Origin of the sequence: Acinetobacter legionensis, from assembly GCF_048551735.1 — a bacterium.
Lineage (GTDB): Bacteria > Pseudomonadota > Gammaproteobacteria > Pseudomonadales > Moraxellaceae > Acinetobacter.
On the sequence record NZ_JBIMBV010000018.1, the window covers coordinates 22,389 to 42,173 of the forward strand.

The 19,785-nt window shown below is 37.7% G+C and carries 20 protein-coding genes; 14 read left to right on the forward strand and 6 right to left on the reverse strand.

The annotated features are described in order from the left end of the window. Positions 1-29: 29 nt before the first annotated feature. A complete protein-coding gene (locus ACG9ZL_RS15760; RefSeq protein WP_419360695.1) occupies positions 30-1,649 on the reverse strand; it encodes an oleate hydratase in 1,620 nt (539 codons plus the stop codon). Between the two features lie 396 nt (positions 1,650-2,045). Between ACG9ZL_RS15760 and ACG9ZL_RS15765 the strand changes: the two genes are divergently transcribed. The 4 genes from ACG9ZL_RS15765 (at position 2,046) to ACG9ZL_RS15780 (ending at position 4,531) form a co-directional block, all read left to right on the forward strand. Continuing rightward, on the forward strand, positions 2,046-2,669 hold the full coding sequence (locus ACG9ZL_RS15765; RefSeq protein ID WP_336952106.1) for a LysE family translocator: 624 nt from the start codon (positions 2,046-2,048) through the stop codon (positions 2,667-2,669). 131 nt (positions 2,670-2,800) lie between these two features. Then, positions 2,801-3,472 carry a CsgG/HfaB family protein gene (locus ACG9ZL_RS15770; protein WP_336952105.1) on the forward strand — a complete coding sequence of 224 codons (672 nt, stop codon included), beginning with the start codon at positions 2,801-2,803 and terminating at the stop codon, positions 3,470-3,472. Positions 3,473-3,482: 10 nt separating this feature from the next. Next, positions 3,483-3,860 (forward strand): DUF4810 domain-containing protein, encoded by a 378-nt coding sequence (locus ACG9ZL_RS15775; protein WP_336952104.1) that lies wholly within the window; start codon positions 3,483-3,485, stop codon positions 3,858-3,860. After that, entirely contained in the window at positions 3,857-4,531 is a 675-nt protein-coding gene (locus ACG9ZL_RS15780; protein WP_336952103.1) for a DUF799 domain-containing protein, read from the forward strand. Before ACG9ZL_RS15775 ends, ACG9ZL_RS15780 begins: the two co-directional genes overlap by 4 nt. Before the next feature lie 78 nt (positions 4,532-4,609). Here the strand turns inward: ACG9ZL_RS15780 and ACG9ZL_RS15785 are convergent, their stop codons facing one another. The 4 genes from ACG9ZL_RS15785 to ACG9ZL_RS15800 form a co-directional block, all read right to left on the reverse strand. Continuing rightward, a complete protein-coding gene (locus ACG9ZL_RS15785; RefSeq protein ID WP_004723740.1) occupies positions 4,610-5,353 on the reverse strand; it encodes an amino acid ABC transporter ATP-binding protein in 744 nt (247 codons plus the stop codon). Positions 5,354-5,366: 13 nt separating this feature from the next. Next, positions 5,367-6,044 carry an amino acid ABC transporter permease gene (locus ACG9ZL_RS15790; RefSeq protein WP_336952102.1) on the reverse strand — a complete coding sequence of 226 codons (678 nt, stop codon included), beginning with the start codon at positions 6,042-6,044 and terminating at the stop codon, positions 5,367-5,369. 2 nt (positions 6,045-6,046) lie between these two features. Further along, on the reverse strand, positions 6,047-6,889 hold the full coding sequence (locus ACG9ZL_RS15795; RefSeq protein WP_336952101.1) for an amino acid ABC transporter permease: 843 nt from the start codon (positions 6,887-6,889) through the stop codon (positions 6,047-6,049). 91 nt (positions 6,890-6,980) lie between these two features. Then, positions 6,981-7,892 (reverse strand): amino acid ABC transporter substrate-binding protein, encoded by a 912-nt coding sequence (locus tag ACG9ZL_RS15800; RefSeq protein WP_004723734.1) that lies wholly within the window; start codon positions 7,890-7,892, stop codon positions 6,981-6,983. 524 nt (positions 7,893-8,416) lie between these two features. Between ACG9ZL_RS15800 and ACG9ZL_RS15805 the strand changes: the two genes are divergently transcribed. The 8 genes from ACG9ZL_RS15805 (at position 8,417) to hisC (ending at position 16,204) form a co-directional block, all read left to right on the forward strand. Next, complete coding sequence (locus ACG9ZL_RS15805) at positions 8,417-9,865, forward strand: RNA polymerase factor sigma-54 (RefSeq protein WP_419328197.1); 1,449 nt, start codon at positions 8,417-8,419, stop codon at positions 9,863-9,865. A gap of 177 nt (positions 9,866-10,042) precedes the next feature. Continuing rightward, positions 10,043-10,384, forward strand: a complete 342-nt coding sequence (gene hpf, locus ACG9ZL_RS15810; protein ID WP_419360697.1) for a ribosome hibernation-promoting factor, HPF/YfiA family — start codon at positions 10,043-10,045, stop codon at positions 10,382-10,384. A 137-nt stretch (positions 10,385-10,521) separates the two neighbouring features. After that, the gene (gene ibaG, locus ACG9ZL_RS15815; RefSeq protein ID WP_004723729.1) at positions 10,522-10,773 is read left to right on the forward strand and encodes a BolA family iron metabolism protein IbaG; all 252 of its coding nucleotides are present in this window, start codon (positions 10,522-10,524) and stop codon (positions 10,771-10,773) included. A gap of 6 nt (positions 10,774-10,779) precedes the next feature. After that, positions 10,780-12,039, forward strand: coding sequence for a UDP-N-acetylglucosamine 1-carboxyvinyltransferase (gene murA, locus ACG9ZL_RS15820; protein WP_336952097.1), 1,260 nt, complete (start codon positions 10,780-10,782; stop codon positions 12,037-12,039). Positions 12,040-12,043: 4 nt separating this feature from the next. Continuing rightward, a complete protein-coding gene (gene hisG, locus ACG9ZL_RS15825; RefSeq protein WP_056515646.1) occupies positions 12,044-12,739 on the forward strand; it encodes an ATP phosphoribosyltransferase in 696 nt (231 codons plus the stop codon). A 99-nt stretch (positions 12,740-12,838) separates the two neighbouring features. Next, positions 12,839-13,501, forward strand: coding sequence for a DUF4272 domain-containing protein (locus ACG9ZL_RS15830; protein ID WP_336952096.1), 663 nt, complete (start codon positions 12,839-12,841; stop codon positions 13,499-13,501). 128 nt (positions 13,502-13,629) lie between these two features. Continuing rightward, positions 13,630-14,931, forward strand: coding sequence for a histidinol dehydrogenase (gene hisD / locus ACG9ZL_RS15835; RefSeq protein WP_336952095.1), 1,302 nt, complete (start codon positions 13,630-13,632; stop codon positions 14,929-14,931). Between the two features lie 175 nt (positions 14,932-15,106). Further along, on the forward strand, positions 15,107-16,204 hold the full coding sequence (hisC, locus tag ACG9ZL_RS15840) for a histidinol-phosphate transaminase (RefSeq protein ID WP_336952093.1): 1,098 nt from the start codon (positions 15,107-15,109) through the stop codon (positions 16,202-16,204). Here hisC and ACG9ZL_RS15845 read toward each other — a convergent pair. Continuing rightward, positions 16,201-17,547: an anthranilate synthase component I family protein gene (locus ACG9ZL_RS15845; RefSeq protein ID WP_336952092.1), complete on the reverse strand. Its 1,347-nt coding sequence runs from the start codon at positions 17,545-17,547 to the stop codon at positions 16,201-16,203. The genes hisC and ACG9ZL_RS15845 overlap by 4 nt on opposite strands. Positions 17,548-17,810: 263 nt before the next feature. Here ACG9ZL_RS15845 and filA point away from each other — a divergent pair, with 263 nt between their 5' ends. Further along, on the forward strand, positions 17,811-18,740 hold the full coding sequence (filA, locus tag ACG9ZL_RS15850; RefSeq protein ID WP_336952091.1) for a putative pilus system protein FilA: 930 nt from the start codon (positions 17,811-17,813) through the stop codon (positions 18,738-18,740). A 206-nt stretch (positions 18,741-18,946) separates the two neighbouring features. Further along, the gene (gene filB, locus ACG9ZL_RS15855) at positions 18,947-19,780 is read left to right on the forward strand and encodes a putative pilus system C39 family peptidase FilB (RefSeq protein ID WP_336952090.1); all 834 of its coding nucleotides are present in this window, start codon (positions 18,947-18,949) and stop codon (positions 19,778-19,780) included. Positions 19,781-19,785 lie beyond the last annotated feature (5 nt).

The window sequence follows — 19,785 nt, forward strand, 5'->3', positions numbered from 1 at the left end:
TCTATTTAACTCAGTTGATTTTAAATGAATTAATGAAAAACAGTTTCTAAAGCTTTTAATCCGACTTTAGGATCAAGTAATCCATTATAGATCTCAGGAATTTTACGTTCTACGCCAAAGAACTCATAAATTGCAATCATGGCACCACGAACAGAATATTCAACAGTAAAAACCACATCATCTTCAATTTCAACAAATTGGCCCAAGAATGCGAAGTTTTTTGCACCTTGTGGAATAACCTGTGGGCGGTCACCAGGCTTACGACAGGCAAATAACGCCGATGCATAAGGCATCATTGCAGTTGTTACAATGGTATTTGCTAGAACATGCTCAAGAATTTCATCAAAACCGAGTTGTAGAATTAGTTCAGTAAGTATTTCATTACCTGTTGCTTGTGACATTGGTTTTTTGATGTAGTCACCAGTTTGATCAATTTGAAAGCCATAACCCCAGAGGGTAAATGTGCCTTTTGGCAAATTTGCAAAATGAGGTTGAGCAGGTACTACAATTGATAAATGCCAGCCCGATTCAAACCAAGTCATCAGTGCCCCAGTACCTGGCTGGTTGCCTGTGTAATCAATGATGCGATTTAACAGAACATCATCTTTCATGGTGAGGGTAAAAGACTCCCATTTATGTTCATCAATGTTGCCATAAAAGGTCATTGGTCGACCAAAGTCAGGTGCTTTTTTCGCAAGGGTTTCCCATAGCGTCCAACCATGATCAAGTCGATCACGAATAAGCGCTGGAACATCATCATTCCCTGCATAACGAGAATCTGCTGTAATTGAACCTAAAGTAAATATGGCTAGATCATTCTCCTGAAGGTCAATTTGCTCTGTACCTTCAGGAAGGTTGACATACAAGCGTGTTGCACGACGCTCTAGGGTTGCTTCATCGGTTAGAAAGTCTGCATCTGTCACATAATTGCTAAAACGAACGTCTACGCCTTGTGCAATCAACCAACGTTGTAGCGGCAAAATCATTGAATCATATTGATTGTATTTAGTTCTTTTTACTCCAGCTAGGGTATGAATGCGTGGTAACTCTTGGATAAAACGTAAGAAATAGCGACGAAGTTCTGCAGCACTGTGCCATTTTTGGAAGGCAAATGTAGTGCGCCACATACGCCAAAAGTTCGTTTCAAAGAAGATCTCATCAAAAAACTCATCAATACGACGACTGCCAATTTTTTCTTCTTTCGCTGCCAATAAGCGTAGCATCTGCGCACGATGGCGTGTATTTAAACCCAGTTTAGCGGCGTCTGAAATCACATGTTGCGCATCAATTAAACGGGCTTGTGCATGAGTTTTGACTTGTTCATTGAACTCACGACATTCTTCACGAACAGAAATTTCAGGATTTTCTAAGGATGGAATACTCGAAAATAAGTCCCAAAGGCATAAATATGTTTCATCTGTTAGCATCCGCCCACCACGGGTAACCCATGCTTGTGCAGCATGTGGTGTATGACCGCCATCCATTGAACCACCTGAGACATCTAACTCTTCGAGAATGTGGATATTTTTAGCGGGTACTTTAGCATCACGTATGGCAAATGCGGCAGCTGCCATTCCTGCAATTCCACCACCAATGATCCATAGATGTGCTTGGTTTGCATCTAAACGATTCGTTTTGTTGTTGTGCATTTTTTACCCCTAAGTATAAATATTGATTTTGGATAATTTAAAACCATAGTTTTATTATGGTTTTTTATAGCCTATAAATACATGAAAATGGAAGTTAATTTTTGTGATTAAAATGGTCGATTTCATAATTTTTTAGGATGTTTTATATACGTTGATGATTTTATTGATATAATTAAAATATTGAAAAATAAAATTTTTATTGAGTTTTTGCTCTAAAATAATTTATTTGCTCTGTGCATAATAATACACAAGTGTATTTAAATTCATGATTGAGACTTTAATGAATTTGCATTGAATAAAAGCGTGGTCGCGAAATAATAAAGATTTTTATATCTTCAAAAATCGGTTGTAGCGTAAAATATCTATTCTTAAAAATAGTTTGGGTTGGGGTGTCTCTTGGAATCATTATTGATTTTAGGTTCAATTGCATTGGCATTAATGCTAGGCGCAATTAGCCCTGGTCCTACATTTGTTTATGTGGCTAAAAATTCAATTGCGATTTCTCGTAAACATGGTCTGTTTACCGCTTTAGGGACTGGCACGGGCGCAGCTTTATTTGGTTTTTTAGCTGTAATGGGGTTACAAGCAATTTTATTGGCTGTACCTTCTGCATATTTAGCTTTAAAAATTTGTGGTGGTCTGTATTTACTTTGGCTGGCCTATAAAATTATTAAACATGCTAAAGATCCAATGGCACAAGCATCTGACTCATCCACGGTGATGAGTTATCAACAAGCGTTTCGTCTAGGTTTAATTACTCAATTAAGTAATCCTAAAATTGCGATTATTTTAGCCAGTATTTTTACTGCGCTTTTACCCAAAGAAATTCCAACGTATTTTTATTTTGTTTTGCCTATCTTGTGCTTCTTTATCGATGCAGGCTGGTATTCACTGGTTGCTGTTGCGCTTTCAGCGGAAAAACCGCGTCGTGTTTATTTAAAGTTTAAAAAAGTCTTCGATCGAATCGCGGGTGGTGTTATGACATTACTTGGTTTAAAGCTAATTTTTGGTATGAAATGATTGTTTTTACTAAAAAAATAGTTATGCATTTTATCAGTAAATTCTATTTGTTAAAAATTAATTAATGGTATGTTTATTTTTTATTATATATTTATTCATTATAATGGTTCAAACTTTAGAGAGATGTAATTTTGAAAAAAATATTATTGATTGCTGCCTTAAATGGCTTGGTACTTACAGCTTGTTCTACCACTGAAAGTTCTAAAACCATCCAAGCACCCCAAGTGGCTGTAGCGACTTCAGCGGTTAAATATTCAGGTGTGAAAACAGCAGTTTCGATTGGTAAGTTTGATAACCGCTCAAGTTATATGCGTGGAATTTTCTCTGATAATGTAGATCGTTTAGGCGGTCAAGCAAAAACGATTTTAGAAACACACTTGCAACAAACAGGTTATTTTTCAGTCTTAAATCGAGACAACTTATCTGAACTGCAACAAGAGGCTGGTTTTGGTAAAGCATCTCAATCAATTAAGGGCGCACGTTATGTGCTTACTGGGGATGTGTCTGAATTTGGGCGCAAAGAAGTGGGCGACCATCAATTGTTTGGGCTATTAGGGCGTGGTAAAACTCAAATTGCCTATGCAAAAGTCAATATTAATGTTGTTGATGTAAATACAGCAGAAGTTGTCCATTCTGTGCAGGGTGCAGGTGAATACGCGCTCAGTGAACGTGAAATTTTAGGTTTTGGTTCTACAGCATCTTATGACTCAACTTTAAATGGTAAGGTTCTAGATCTGGCTGTACGCGAAGCGGTTAATCACCTTGTCACAGATATTCAAACAAACAAGTGGTCCGTACAATAGGTTTGAATAAATGAAACGGGTTTTATTATTCTTAAGTTTTTTTTCTACGTTAACTTTAGTTGGGTGTGCATCTGGAACACACTCTTTATATAGTTGGGGCGGATATCCACAGCAGACTTATTTAATGCTGGCGGTTCCTGAAAAAACTTCGCCTCAGCAACAAATTTTAGCGCTCGAAAAAGATGTTGAGAAAGCAAAAGCAAAAAATGCTGCAGTGCCGCCAGGTTTATATGCACATCTGGGGCTGTTAAATCTTAATATTCAAAATGGCCCACGTGCAATTCAGTATTTTGAGTTAGAGCGCCAAATTTATCCTGAGTCAACTGTATTGATGGATCGTTTATTGAAGAAAATGACCACTCAATCGACTGAGGTAAATTCCAAATGAAAAATATGAAACAATTATTCATCCTTGGTTTACTGATGATGCTTTTTACAGGTTGTGCGGTGTCACCTAAACAAAATCGTGATTTAGCAGCATATCGTGAGCATATCCCTAAGTCGATTTTGGTACTTCCTCCAATCAATGAGTCTCCTGATACCCGTGCAACCTATGGATACTGGTCAACAGTAACATTGCCTGTGGCTGAGGCTGGTTATTATGTATTTCCAATTTCGGTTGTTGATATAATGTTTAAAGAGAATGGGGTGACCAATGGATTTGATGCTCAAGCAATCCCACCTCAAAAGTTAAAAGAAATTTTCGGTGCTGATGCTGCGTTATATATTAAAGTTAAAGAGTATGGTTCTAAATATCAGGTGATTCAATCTGTAGCAGCAGTTGCAGTAGAAGCCAAACTTATAGATTTGCAAACTGGCACATTACTTTGGCAAGGTGAGCAGAGACTTCAGCAAGCCAATGATAATAGTAATGCTGGTTTGATTGGCGCATTGGTGGGTGCTTTAGTTGATCAAATATCTAATCATCTGTCAGACAAAGCCTATACTTTATCCAATACTGTAAGTTCGCAACTATATTCACCGAGTATAAATCAGCAAAAAGGTCTGTTATATGGACCACGATCTCCAAACTTTAGCCAAAATGCGGCGAAACCTTAAGTAATGGTATTGTTTGTAGGTATTAAATAAAAACCCCAATTAAAAATTGGGGTTTTTATGTTTAATGCATATTGCTGATTAGTGCACCATAGAAATCTTGTCTAAGAAGAATTTGGTTCTTTCGTGACGCTCATCAGGCTTATTAAAAAAGTCATCTGTTGCACAGTCTTCCAAAATCTTACCTTGATCCATGAAAATAACCCGGCTTGAGACTTTACGGGCAAAGCCCATCTCATGAGTTACACACATCATGGTCATGCCTTCTTTTGCCAATTGACTCATTACTTCAAGCACTTCACCCACCATTTCAGGGTCTAATGCAGAAGTAGGTTCATCAAATAACATGCACACAGGATCCATACACAGACCGCGAGCAATTGCAACACGTTGTTGCTGACCACCAGACAGTTGTCCTGGGAACTTGTTTTTGTGGGCTGCCAAACCAACGCGATCTAAATATTGCAACGCTTTTTTCTCAGCCTCTGCTTTAGAACGATTTAATACCTTAAGTTGTCCAATGGTTAAATTATCCAAAACAGTCATATGAGGGAATAATTCAAAATGTTGGAAGACCATTCCCACACGAGAACGGAATTTAGCCAGATCAGTTTTTGAGTCTTTTAACGCAGTTCCATCAACGACAATATTACCTTCTTGGAATGGTTCTAATGCATTCACAGTTTTAATCAGGGTAGATTTACCCGAACCTGAAGGCCCACACACCACCACAACTTCACCCTTTTCAATTGAAGTAGTGCAATCTGTAAGAACTTGAAAATCTCCATACCATTTTGAGATATGTTGTATTTCTATCATTGGCATATTGATTCTCCAATTATCGAATTATTGCTATTTTTTGATGTAAACGCTTCACAAGTCGTGAAAGCGCAAAGGAGATACAGAAGTAAACAACGGCTACAATCAGGTAGAAAGTTGCTTTGGTTTCAGCACCGTAGGTATTTGCTAAGGTATTGGCATTACCCAAGAAGTCTGGCGCACTAATCACGTAAACTAATGATACGTCTTGGAAAAGTACGATAGATTGAGTCAGAATTACAGGGAGCATGTTTCTGAAAGCCTGTGGTAACACCACATTAGACATGGTTTGACCATAGGTAAAACCAAGTGCATAGCCTGCATTGACTTGACCTTTAGAGACAGACTGAATGCCTGACCGGACGATTTCTGAAAAGAATGCGGCTTCAAAAATTGCAAAGGTCACCACACTTGAAAACAGTGGGCCATAATAAGTATCCGACTGAAATTCAAAAATCTTTGGCAATAAAAAATAAAAAATGAAGATGACTTGAATCAGTGGCACACCACGGAAGAAATCGACATAAACTTTAGCAAAATTACTAGCGACTTTATTGTTAGATAAACGCATCATGGCCAAAGGTGTGCCAATCAGAATTCCACCAATAATGGATAGAATCGTCACAGTAACTGTAAATTTAAACCCTGCGAGTAGCGTTTGAATGACATCTTGATTTTGTAAAATACTAAAATCCATGACTATTTACCCCCCGAGCCTAGGCCAGGAACAGCCATACGTTTTTCAACCCAAGCCATGATCAATTTAATGGTATAGGTAATGACTAAGTAAACTGGTGTCGAAAGAATAAGAATAACAATATCTTGAGATGTTTCTTCACGCATGGTTTTAGTATAAGCAAAGAAGTTCAAAACACTGAGCGCATAAAGCACCGCAGAGTTTTTGAAAATATTCATTGCTTCAGAAGTGAGCGTTGGCCAAACAATACGATAAGCGACAGGGAGAATGACATAGCGATAACTTTGGCTTTGATTTAAACCAATTGCAAAAGCTGCATTTTTTTGTCCATTTGAAACCGTATTAATGCCAGAGCGTACTTGTTCAGCAATACGTGCAGCGGTATACAGACCGAGTGCAAATACCCCAACCACTGCGGGATTGTCATTGAGAATATTTTGCCACCATCCACCATGAACCATCTCACCACTACCCGTACTTAAGCTGAGTGGTAGTAATTGCGGGAATACGAATGCCCAGAAAAACAGTTGTACGATCAAGGGAATATTTCGGAAAAGTTCGACATAGCAGGTACCAATAAATGAAAGCGGTTTATTGGGTAATGTGCGTAAAATCCCGATCAGAGAACCAAGAAGAAATGCAATGAAAAATGCAGCAATCGCGGTCCAGACCATTGTCCAAACACCTGAACCTAGGAGTTGTAACCATGTTGGTGCATCTGCAACCGGGGAATAACTTTCACCACCAATTGCTTTACAGACAGATTCAGCCCATGCAGCTTTATCAAGACTATATTCATTCGAGGGGAGACAATAAGCTGTCCAGTTAAGTGAGCCTACGGACATGTGTGCTCCTTGTGTTTTTAATTTTATAAAAATTTATAGACCAGACTTTAAATATAATCTGATCTATAAACCGTTGTTTTAAACTACGTTTTTAGTTAATACCAGCATCCGTAGGATTCGCTTTAAGTTTTAAATATGATGAGCTCATTGGCATATTTAAATTGACATTTTTAGGTGCAATTGGTGATTGGAACCATTTTTTATATAGCGCCGCCATTTGACCATTTTTCCACATCGTCGTTACAGTTTTATCAGCAATTGCTTTATATGCTGCATCGCCTTTAGGTAACATAATGCCGTATGGTTCTGAAGAAAGTACTGGACCTACAATTTTAAAATCTTTTGGATTTGATGATTTTGCGATTAACCCTGCAAGAATATTATCATCCATCACAAATGCAGCTGCACGCCCAGAAGCCACCATTGCAAATGAGTCTGAGTGATCTTTACCATAAACATTGTTTACGTTAACTTTTTCGCCTTTCTCACCCATTTTGATATATTTGTCAGATGTTGTACCTTGTGTGGTAACTACCGCTTTACCATTTAAATCTGCAATCGTTTTAATTGGTGCACTCGCTTTAACTGCCATGCGTACTTCTGTTGCATAATAGTTTGTAGAGAAGCTTACTTGTTGTTGGCGTTGAATAGAGTTTGTCGTTGTACCACACTCCATATCAATGTTACCTGCTAACATTTCCGGAATACGCGTAGAAGAAGTGACAGCTTTATATTCAACTTTAAGATTTGGCATTTTGAGCGTTTTTTTCAGCTCATTGGCAAAGTTATTACAAATATCGACTGCATATCCCATTGGTTTACCACCAATAACATAGGAAATTGGATCAGATGACTCACGATATCCAATAATCACTTTTCCTGATTGCTTGATCTTTGCTAATGTGTCTGCTGCTTGAACCTGTGAAAAAGCACCGCCAGCCATAAGTACACCAAGCGCTGTGGTTAAAACTTTTTTTGATAGTGTTTTTGTAGATAGTGTCATTTTGAGTTCTCCATTACATGATTTTTTTGGCAGTTTAAGCCGCTCGTTTCTAAAATTAAGCAGTTATCGTGCCAAACCTTTTCCTTGAAACTACGATTCATCATATTTCTTTATATCATTATTTTTATACTCACTATTCCAATAAGTAAAGGATAAAAATAATAAATTTCAAAAACTAGAAATGTGACTGTTCTCACAAAGTGGAAACTATTTTATTTAAATATTTTGAAATAAATAGCCCTAAAGCCATTTATTTTTGCTTATAAGTTTTAAATCACTATTTATATAATTGATGACTATTTCAGCGCACCTAGAACTGATGATTTTTAAAAAAACTGAATAAAAAAACGACATAATTATAATTTATCTTTAATTGATAAATAACAAACATTTTTATGTAACGTATTCATTTTTTTTACTAGTCCTAATCTATTTCCTGTGATATAAAAAATGAGTAGGCATGAATTTTGCATTGCTTATTCACATAAGATGAAATGAAATAATACAGTGTGGGAACTATGGGTATGAAGTTATCGGTTGGATTAAAAGTTGCAAATTCGTTGTCGCTTACGCCACAACTGCAACAAGCCATTCGATTACTGCAATTATCGAGTTTGGAGCTTGAACAAGAAATTCAAATTCAACTTGATAGTAATCCTTTGCTTGAAAAGGTTGAAGAAGAGACACATGAAAGCCCTGAAAATGTAAAACAAGAACAACAAGAGTATGAACTTTCAGATTCTTTAAATGCCAATCACTTACCTGATGAGTTGCCTGTAGATACGGATTGGGATGATGTCTATACCCATCAAACAACAGCTATGGAGCGCCCTGAGTTTGAAGATCGTGAAGATAATCGTCATTCAGAAGCATCATTAAAAGAGCATATGTTAGGGCAAGTTAATTTATTGCATTTTTCTCCAGTCGATAAATTGATTGCATATTGTATTGTGGATGCTCTAGATGAAAAAGGATTTTTGGCTGCCGATATTGAAGAAATAGTGAGCTCTGTACAACATCTACTACAACAAATGGATTATGACATTGACGTTGAAGAGGATGAGGTTTTGGTGGTTTTAAAACATATCCAACGCTTAGAACCTCTTGGTATTGGTGCTCGTAGTCTTGCAGAATGTCTTTTTGTACAAATTGAGGCTTTACCTACAACTACATTGTTTAGGAAAGAAGCGCTGATGTTGTTGAAACATTATGAGCTTTTGGTGAGTAATGACTTAAATAAATTGATTAAGCAAACGGGTTTAAATGCTGAGTTATTAAAATCAGCAATTGATTTATTGAAAACACTTAAACCTTATCCAGGTGCTGAATTCGACCAAAAAGAATCAGATTATCAAATTCCAGATGTGGTTGTGTCTAAGAAAAATGACCATTGGTATGTCCAACTTAACCCTGATATTTTACCAAAACTTCGAATTAACTCATTTTATTCAGGCATGATTAAACGTGCTGATCAAAGCGATGATAATCAATATTTACGCAATCAAATGCTTGAAGCTAAAAACTTTATCAAAAGTGTCGATGAGCGTCACAAAACTTTATTAAAAGTTGCAAGTTGCATTGTGCAACATCAACGTGAGTTTTTGGAAATCGGCGCTGAAGGGATGAAACCCTTGGTATTGCGCGATGTTGCAGAAGAAGTTGAATTACATGAGTCCACGGTTTCTCGTGTCACCACAAATAAGTTTTTGTTGACACCACGTGGCTTATTTGAGCTGAAATATTTCTTTTCTAGCCATGTGGGAACAACTACTGGGGGAGAGGCATCGTCGACTGCCATTCGAGCAAAAATCAAAAAACTTGTTGCCGATGAAAACCCACGTAAGCCATTGTCAGACAATACAATTGCCAATTTATTAAAAGAAGAGGGAATTGATGTGGCAAGAAGGACAGTCGCAAAATATCGTGAATCGTTACATATTCCGTCTTCATCTGACCGAAAAGTGTTGATCTAAATTTTAAAGTGTGGCTATTCTAATTGTTCATTATGACGAAATAATGAATCGCTTTTTGTCTTTTGGAGTAACTTAAATGATTGCATGATATAGAGCAAAGTTTTCCTTAGCGAAGGCTGTCATGAGATCGTTTGGGTTATGACTTTCATATTCCTATATAAGGAGAGGGATAAAGCTATGCAAATTACAATCCGTGGACATCATTTAAGTATTACACCCGCAATAGAAGAAAACATTCGAGATCGATTTACCCAAATGACCAAGCATATTGATCAGGTGAACAGTATGCAGGTCAAACTCAGTAAAGATCATCAATTGGATAAAAGATCAAAAAAAGGCAGTGCAAATCATATTGCAGAGGCAATTGTTCGTTTGCCAGGTATAGAGCTTTTTGCTCAAGCCTCAGCAGATGATATGTATAATGCGATTACAAAATTGACTGACAAATTAAAAAGGCAATTACACAAGCATCGTAAAATGCAGTTGGATTATCAACCTGTAGAGATTTTAGCGACGTAAAATTGATATTTTTAAAAAGAGGTTGCAAAGACCTCTTTTTTTTATCTATATTTTTTGTACGAGTTAATGAATTATTTCGGTGAGTTATAGTAAAATAGCCAGTTTTTACACTGTCAGTCCTATAAGAGGTCGATGCAATGAATAGTGAACAGCTCACTGAAATCTTAAAAGCAGCTTTTCCTGATGCTGAAGTTGCTGTCAGTGGACAAGCAGGTAAATTTGACCTCCGTATTGTCGACAATCAGTTTGAAGGGAAACGTCCAGTTCCTCGTCAACAAGCTGTTTATGCGCCACTTAACTCTTATATTGCCAGTGGTGAGGTACATGCGGTAACTATTCGTGCAATGACTAAAGAAGAATGGCGCAAAGCCAGTATGTTTGGAGCTTAAGCGTCAATGGATAAATTTGTCATTCAAGGTGGTGTAAAACTCGAAGGTGAAGTTCGTATTTCTGGTGCAAAAAATGCGGCTTTACCTTTATTGGCTGCAATGATTCTTGCAGATACCCCGATTACATTAAAAAATGTTCCAGATCTTAAAGACGTTCGTACTTTAGTCAAGTTGATTGGTGGTTTAGGTATCACCATGAATTATGAGGGAGACACGGTTGTCGCAGATACATCTACACTGGATAATCAATTTGCTCCCTATGAACTGGTTAAAACCATGCGTGCATCTATTTTGGTGCTTGGTCCACTCTTGGCGCGCTATGGTAGTGCAAAAGTTTCACTTCCTGGTGGATGTGCGATTGGCTCACGCCCTGTTGATCAGCATTTAAAGGCTTTAGAGGCTTTGGGTGCACAAATTGAGGTCGAAGCAGGCTATGTACATGCCAAAGTGGATGGCCGTTTAAAAGGTGGCGAAGTCATCTTTGATATGGTGACTGTAGGTGGGACTGAAAATATTTTAACTGCAGCAGTATTGGCAGATGGTGTTACTACCATCCGCAATGCAGCCCGTGAACCTGAAATCACAGACCTTGCACTTATGCTCATTAAAATGGGTGCAAAAATTGAGGGTTTAGATACAGATACATTAGTAGTAACTGGTGTGGAAAGTCTACATGGTTGTGAATATTCTGTGGTTGCTGACCGTATTGAAACGGGCTCATATTTAGCCGCCGCAGCCATAACGGGTGGTAAGGTAAAAACCACACATACTGACCCAAATCTTCTTGAATCTGTTTTAGATAAATTTGAAGAAATGGGTGCAGAAGTCACACGTGGTGAAGACTGGATCGAATTGGATATGCTGGGGAAACGTCCGAAAGCAGTTAGCTTCCGTACCTTGCCCCATCCAGAATTCCCAACGGATATGCAAGCACAAATCATGGCGGTAAATGCCATTGGACGTGGTTTTGCAACAATTTCTGAAACGATTTTTGAAAATCGTTTTATGCATGTACCTGAGTTAGCTCGTATGGGCGCAAATATTCAGGTTGAAGGTAATGATGCTGTTGTAACAGGTGTGGAAAAACTATCTGCTGCGCCTGTTATGGCAACTGACCTACGTGCTTCGTTTTCTTTAGTTTTGGCTGCTTTAGCTGCTGAAGGGGAAACCATCATCGATCGTATTTATCATATTGATCGTGGTTATGAAGATATCGAAGCAAAGTTACAAGGTCTAGGTGCCCAAATTAAGCGAGTGAGCGAGTAAGTTAATGAGCGATATGAGAAACGATGATCCAAACTTTGACGTAATGGGCAATTTTGATCATGGTTTAACTTTGGCATTGAGTAAAGGGCGTATTTTAAAAGAAACGTTGCCTTTACTTGAAACTGCTGGAATTAACTTATTGGAAGATCCTGATAAATCTCGTAAGTTGATTTTTCCAACCACACATAAATCCGTTCGTATTTTAATCTTGCGTGCTTCTGATGTACCAACTTATGTGGAAAATGGTGCAGCGGACATAGGTGTAGCGGGCAAAGATGTGTTGATGGAACATGGCGCTCAAAATGTCTATGAACCATTGGATTTAAAGATTGCCAACTGTAAATTAATGACAGCTGGTAAAGTAGGCATGGTTCGTCCTAAAGGGCGTTTAAAAATTGCCACTAAGTATGTAAATTTAACTCGTCAATATTATGCAAGCTTAGGTGAGCAAGTTGATGTGATTAAACTTTACGGCTCAATGGAATTAGCCCCATTGGTTGGTTTGGGCGATTATATTGTTGATGTGGTGGATACTGGGAACACTTTGCGTGCCAATGGTCTAGAGCCTTTGGAAGAAATTTGTAAAGTCTCTTCACGTTTAATTGTGAATAAAGCGAGCTTTAAGCGTAAGCAAACTTTATTAAATCCAATTCTTACTCAGCTTGAAAAAGCAGTAGAAGAGCGTCAAAAAAACAATTAATCCATTCATGTTTGTTCAATAAAGATGCCGTCTAATTTTAGGCGGTTTTTTATGTAATTTATGTTAAAAAATAACCATGCATGAATCAAAAAAGAGCTTATGAAAACACCTCAACAACGCAAAGAACAGTCTATTTTAAAACTTAAAAATTATTCAATTCCTTATATTGACTGGTTACCTGTGATTGAATCTGCAGAAGATGTTCAAGCACGCAGTGCAGAACAAATTGCAAAACGCGCGATTGCTTGTTTATGGGTGATTCAGGTCGCATGTGACCTGAATAATGATCAATATGATGATGAAACAAAGATATTTATATTTGATGTTTTAAAAAAAATGCAAGTTTTTGATGCTTTAACAGAAAAAGAACAGGCAATTTTAAATCGTGATGCTTCCGCACAAGATGTCATCAATATGGTGTGGAAATATGAAGCATATTGGGTGCTGTTATGGGCTTTGGGTATTGTGGATGATTTGAGTTATCCGGTAGATATCGTTGATTGTGATTTTGCAATTCAAGCCGTTTCATCGTGCGATACATTTGCTGCATTTATGGAAAAAGTCCAATTACGAGATATTGAAGAAATCTTAGATCAGGCTGATTTAATTTATCGTTATGATTGGGCATGTGTAAATGCGCGTTTAAAGCAACAGGATGCACCTGAAAATTTAAATTCATCTGTTGTTGTGGAACGGCATGGCGCCTTGAACTGGCTGATTCAGACTGATAGTGACTGGGATTATCCTGATGTGAGTACCTAAATAAAAATTTGCTATATCAAAAGTCATTTGCAATCAAACTTTCCTCTGAAAGTAAATTGAAATGTTGCGGTGATGTTGCCCACAAGATACTTAAAACAAGGTAAACTAAATCTTTCTTAAACAACCTTGTGGGTAAATTGATGCGACGTTTATCGACTCAAGAGCAGAACTTTAAACAAGTCTTTGCTGACTTGTTAGCTTTTGAAACAGTGAGTGATCCTGAGCTTTTAAAAACAGTAGACCAAATTATTGCAGATGTGCGCCTACATGGGGATGCACATGTACTTAAACTCACTCAACAGTTCGATCGACATCCAGCGCATCAATTTTCAGATTTAGAACTGACACAAGAGCAACTTAAAGTTGCATTTGAAGGTTTAACTTCAGAAGTACGTGAAGCTTTGGAAATGGCGGCCAATCGTGTTCGCTCATTCCATCAGGCTCAAAAACAAGACGGTTGGTCCTATGTGGATGAATTAGGAAATACCCTTGGTCAAAAAGTTACCCCTTTAGACCGTGTGGGTATTTACGTTCCAGGTGGTTTGGCTTCTTATCCATCCTCTGTGCTGATGAATGCTCTACCCGCGCACGTGGCTGGGGTAGCAGAAATTATTATGGTGGTGCCTGCGCCAAATGGTGATTTAAATCCTTTGGTATTGGCGGCTGCTTATTTAGCGGGTGTAAGTCGTGTGTTTACGATTGGCGGTGCGCAAGCAGTTGCCGCACTTGCTTATGGAACAGAAACGATTCCTGCGGTAGATAAAATTACAGGACCGGGTAACCGTTTCGTTGCTGCCGCAAAACGTGCTGTTTTTGGTCAAGTTGGTATTGACATGATTGCAGGACCTTCTGAAATTTTGGTTTATGCAGAAGGTCATAATGACGCTAAATGGTTGGCGATGGATGTTTTGTCACAAGCTGAACATGATACGGTTGCGCAAGCGATTTTTATTACGCCTGATGAACAGCTGTTAAATGATGTCGAGCAAGCCATTGAAGAACATTTGGCTACATTACCCAAAGCTGAAATTGCACGAACTTCGATTGCAAATCGAGGTGCTTTGGTCTTGGTTAAAGATCGCCAAGAAGCCATTGATTTGATTAATCAAGTTGCGCCTGAGCATTTGGAATTGTGCTTAGATGATGCTGAGCAGATGTCAGAAAGTATTCGCCATGCAGGTGCAATCTTTATGGGGCGCTATACACCAGAAGCGATTGGTGATTATTGTGCGGGACCTAACCATGTCCTACCTACTTCTGGTACAGCACGTTTTTCATCACCTTTAGGTGTTTATGATTTTCAAAAACGTTCAAGTTTGATCATGTGTTCTGAGCAAGGAGTTAAATCGCTTGCTAAGGCCGCAGATATTCTTGCTCAACAAGAAAATTTAGATGCGCATGCCCGATCAGCTAGATATCGTTATCAATAATTTACCAATGGCCCAGTATCCGTACAAATCCTTCTCCCTTAGGGATAAGGTGAGGATGAGGGCGTAAAAATTTAACTGACTTACGTTTGGGGATTCTATTGAAATGCCCAAACCCTCTCCTAGAGTGAGAGCGCTTATATAAAGTAAGTCATGTGAGAAAAAATACGAGATAAAAATGCCAAATATTAGCCCTGAGCAAATGCGTTTTTGGAGTCCTGAAGTACGTGAGTTAGAACCGTATGTCCCAGGTGAGCAGCCTAAAATCCAAAACTTATTAAAACTGAATACCAATGAAAACCCATATCCACCATCGCCAAAAGTGGTTGCAGCAGTTCAGTCTGTACTTATAGATTCTGCAGATGTATTGCGCCTATATCCAGATCCAGATGCATCAGCACTCAAACAAGCGATTGCTAAGCAACAGCATGTAGCAGTAGAAAATGTCTTTGTTGGTAATGGTTCGGATGAAGTTTTAGCACATATTTTTAAAGCATTTTTTGTTCAAGAAAAACCAATTCTATACCCAGATATTACCTATAGCTTTTATCCTGTTTATAGTCAGTTTTTTGGAATTTCAACCCAAACTAAAATCTTGCCTTTAAATGAGAATTTTGAAATTGATGTGGCTGATTATAAACAGCCGAATGGTGGGATTATCATTACCAATCCCAATGCACCAACCAGTATTGCATTAGAGATATCTGCAATTGAACAAGTCTTGCAAGCCAATCCAGATTCTGTAGTTGTGATTGATGAAGCGTATGTAGATTTTGGTGCTGAGTCAGCCGTGAATCTGGTGGAAAAATACGAAAACTTAGTCGTTTGTCAAACCACTTCAAAATCTCGCTCTTTAGCTGGTTTACGAGTTGGCTTTGCAATTGCACAGCCACATTTGATCGCCGCATTGGAAGCTGTAAAAAATAGCTTTAACTCCTATCCAATTGATCGTTTTGCAATTGCAGCAGCTGTCGCATCATTTGAAGATCAAGAATACTTTGCAGCACAATGTCAAAAAGTGATTGTAAGTCGTGACAAACTTGTTGCAGATCTAGAGTTGCTAGGATTTAAAGTATTACCATCCTCAGCCAACTTTATTTTTGCTTGTTTACCCTCAAAAGATGCTGGTGAATTGGCAAAAGCATTACGTGAACATGGCATTATTGTTCGATATTTTAATAAGCCACGGATTGATCAATTCTTACGTATCACTATTGGTACAGATGAACAAAATCAACGCCTTGTTGATACGCTAAAACATGAGATTTTAGTCTAGAATTCATTTTGAGGTTGATGCCATGTGTTGAGTAAATCTAGCATGGCAGAAACTTTATCAAAACATTCTTGATATTCTGCATTACAATCTGAAGCAATGGTGATCCCACCACCTGCCCACAATGAAACTTCATCTTGATATTTTTGAATTGAACGAATCAAAATATTCCAAGAACCAGTTCCATCAAAATTAAAATACCCCAGTGAGCCGCAATAAGCGCCTCTTGGTGCACTTTCGAGTTCTTCAATAATTTGCATCGCGCGAATTTTGGGTGCGCCGGTAATTGAACCGCCTGGTAGTGCGGTGAATAAAACCTCAAATGGATTTACATCCGATTTTAAGGTTGCCGTGACTTCACTTACCATATGATGTACCTGCTTAAAAGATTCAATATTAAACAGTTTTGGGGTTTTTACTGAACCTGTTTCAGCATATACACTTAAATCATTGCGTAATAAGTCCACAATCATGACATTTTCAGCCTGATCTTTTTCAGAGTGAATCAAGGTATTTTTTGACTGCTCATCTAAAATTGGATCGTCATAACGAGGCATTGTCCCTTTAATGGGTTTGGTGGTGATTTTACGATCAGTCTCGAAATCAATAAATAACTCAGGTGAACAACTGAGTAACTCAAAATCATCAATTTTTAAATAACCTGAATAAGGGGCATCAGTGAGTTTCCAAAAATTTTCGGCTGTATCTAACAGTGAACCGTTTGCTTTTCCTATGAATTCTTGAGTTAAATTAATCTGATAACAATCACCAGCTTTAATATATTTTTGAATTTGTGCAAATGCTTGATCATATTGTGATTTTGTCCAAGTCGCACTACATTTTGATAAAAGTTTAAATTTTTGATTATTTAAGGATTGTGTTGCTAATAACTGTTGTATAAATTTAAAAAATGCTTCTGCGCAAGCTTCTAAACTATAAAAAAATAATTGCCCTTTTTCTTGTTTAATAAAGGTTTTATAAATCCCCACATAAAAATTGGGTTGAGATTTTGTATTAGCGTCAATGTGTTGCCGACTGGCATAGTTGTAATCAATAAAACCCATATATCCCCCCTGAAAAGTATGCTGTGTTTTTGGGGCAGATTGAGTTGTGAAATTAAAAAAGTGATTCAAAGAAGGATTGGTTTTGTCTTTTTGATAATGTGTAAAATGATTTCTTGAATAGCTAAAAAGTTGTTGCTGGATTGAAATGCAATATTGTTCAGGTGAAAAAGCAATAATGTCTTCACCTGAGTTTTTTAAATAGATACAACCGAATAATGAATCAAGTCGGTGTAATAAATCTGCAATGCCATTTGATGGAAAATCTAATAACTTCCGAAACATAGGGAGGTTTAACTCGAGCGCGAAAAGGGTTTGTAAAGCATTATTCTACCTGAAAATAGGACTTATAAAAGTGTTTACCGTTTATCGGTTTAATTGGCTTTTTGATAAACAGCAGTTGAACAAAAAGTAACATACAGTTAATTTAAAAGGGCAAAACGGACTACTCAAGGATTGGTGTTCTAAGTTGTAAAACAACTAAAACAACAGGGAACTACGGAGAGTGGTTAAAAATGAAAAAAAATGCTCTTGGGAGAGTACAGGTTATGAAATTATTTACTAAACTTGCTTTGGTTTCAGCTATCGCTATCAGTTCAAATGCAATGGCAATGCAAGCAATGGATGATGCAGCACTCAGTGCAACAACTGGTCAAGATGGTATTTCTATTGGAATTGGTATTTCAAAAGTTGAAATTGATAAAGTTCATGTGTTTGATGGTGATGGTTTATCTGCAACAGCTAAATTGGCGGATGGTGTAAATGGTACTACCGATGGGACAGCTATCACGGGTGGTACGGCAACAGCTGGTGCAATAACAATTAATAATATTGTATTAACTGCAAATACTGCATCTTTATTACAAAGCCATAATTTGGCAGATATTACTATTGATACTGATGGTAATGCGGGTAGTCCATTCCTAAATATTGGTGCTGCGGTTTCAGGTTTAAATATTTCTTTGGGTAAAATTGAAGTTAATGATGTAGATGCAACGACTACTACAAGCCCTTATAAAGTGGGTACTGGTACTGCAACTATTTTAAATGGTTTAACTTTGACTACGGGTAAAACTGCTGCAAATATCCAATTGGGTAACACTCCACAAGGTGCGATGATTAAATTGGCTGGTAGCATGACTGGTGGTTTAACAATTAGTAATCTTTCATTGCATGATGCATCAACTGGTGGTGGTGGTGATATTGTTCTTGGATCAATTAAATTGACAGATACAGGTTCTAATAACTTATCTACTGATGCGGCTATTGCTGTACGAGCAACAGGTGTGAGCGGTGCTACTGCAGATGGTCTTCAAATTACAGCGATGACTAAACCGACTGATATTTATATTCAAAAAATTCAACTGGGTAGTGCGTCAGCAGCTTCAATTGGTGATATTGCGATTAGTGGTTTGAAAGTTTATAACGGTAGTGCTGGTACAACTCCAGGTGCTGTGATCACAATTTCTGGTCACTAAGTTTAGTTATTAGAAAATGAAAGACGCATGCAACGCATGCGTCTTTTTTTTACAAAAAAGCTGAGTAAAAGCGACAAAAGTTGAAAAAAAAACTGTTTTTTTTTTCAAAAAACGTTATCTTCTAATCACAGGGAAGTAGAGTGTTCACTCTAAAAATAAAATCAGCACTTTAGGCAAAATACTGCCGATACTTGATAGTTAAAATTATGTTAGAAATTACTTTAGGTTCGGCATTAATGTATTATTTTGCCAACCATGCCCTAGATGTGAAACCCAAGCCAAAGGATGCAATTTACTATACTGAGCTTGCGGATTCCAGAGATAAATCGTTTACACGTAACCATCGTGAAATGGTACATGTTAAACCCGCCTTGGAAAATCAATTCCGTGGCATTGTACGTCAAGCATATGACTATAGCTGTGGTTCTGCTGCATTAACAACACTTTTAAATGGTTATGTTGGGACAAATTTAACTGAACAGCAAACCATGGAAGGCTTATTACGCTTTGGAGAATACAATCGTATTATTGAGCGTCGAAGTTTCTCATTGCTGGATATGAAGCGTTTTGTTGCTGCAATTGGATATGAGAGTGGTGGTTATAAGGGGGAGTTCACCGATTTAATCAACCAAAATCAACCCGTAATTGTTCCGATTTCTTATGCTGGTTTTAAACATTTTGTTGTATTTAAAGCATATAAAGATGGCCGAGTTTATGTCGCGGATCCTGCATTGGGGAATATTAGTTTTGATCAAGAGCGATTTAAGGACGTTTGGGAAAACAACACATTATTTGTGATCAATGCTCCTAAAGATCAACAACGGAATATGTTGGCCTTACAGGATGCCGATATGCGCCATGTGGATGATGCAACTATTAACCGCTATGCTTTAGTAGAAGCACAATATTCAACCGATTATACCAATAAATTAGCCGATAAGGCTTCTACGATGCGTAAGGTGATTGACCAAGATACCAAGTCTGCGACATACAATCAGCCAATTACATCCTATATGCGACTCTATTATAAACGTAAGTAAAGATG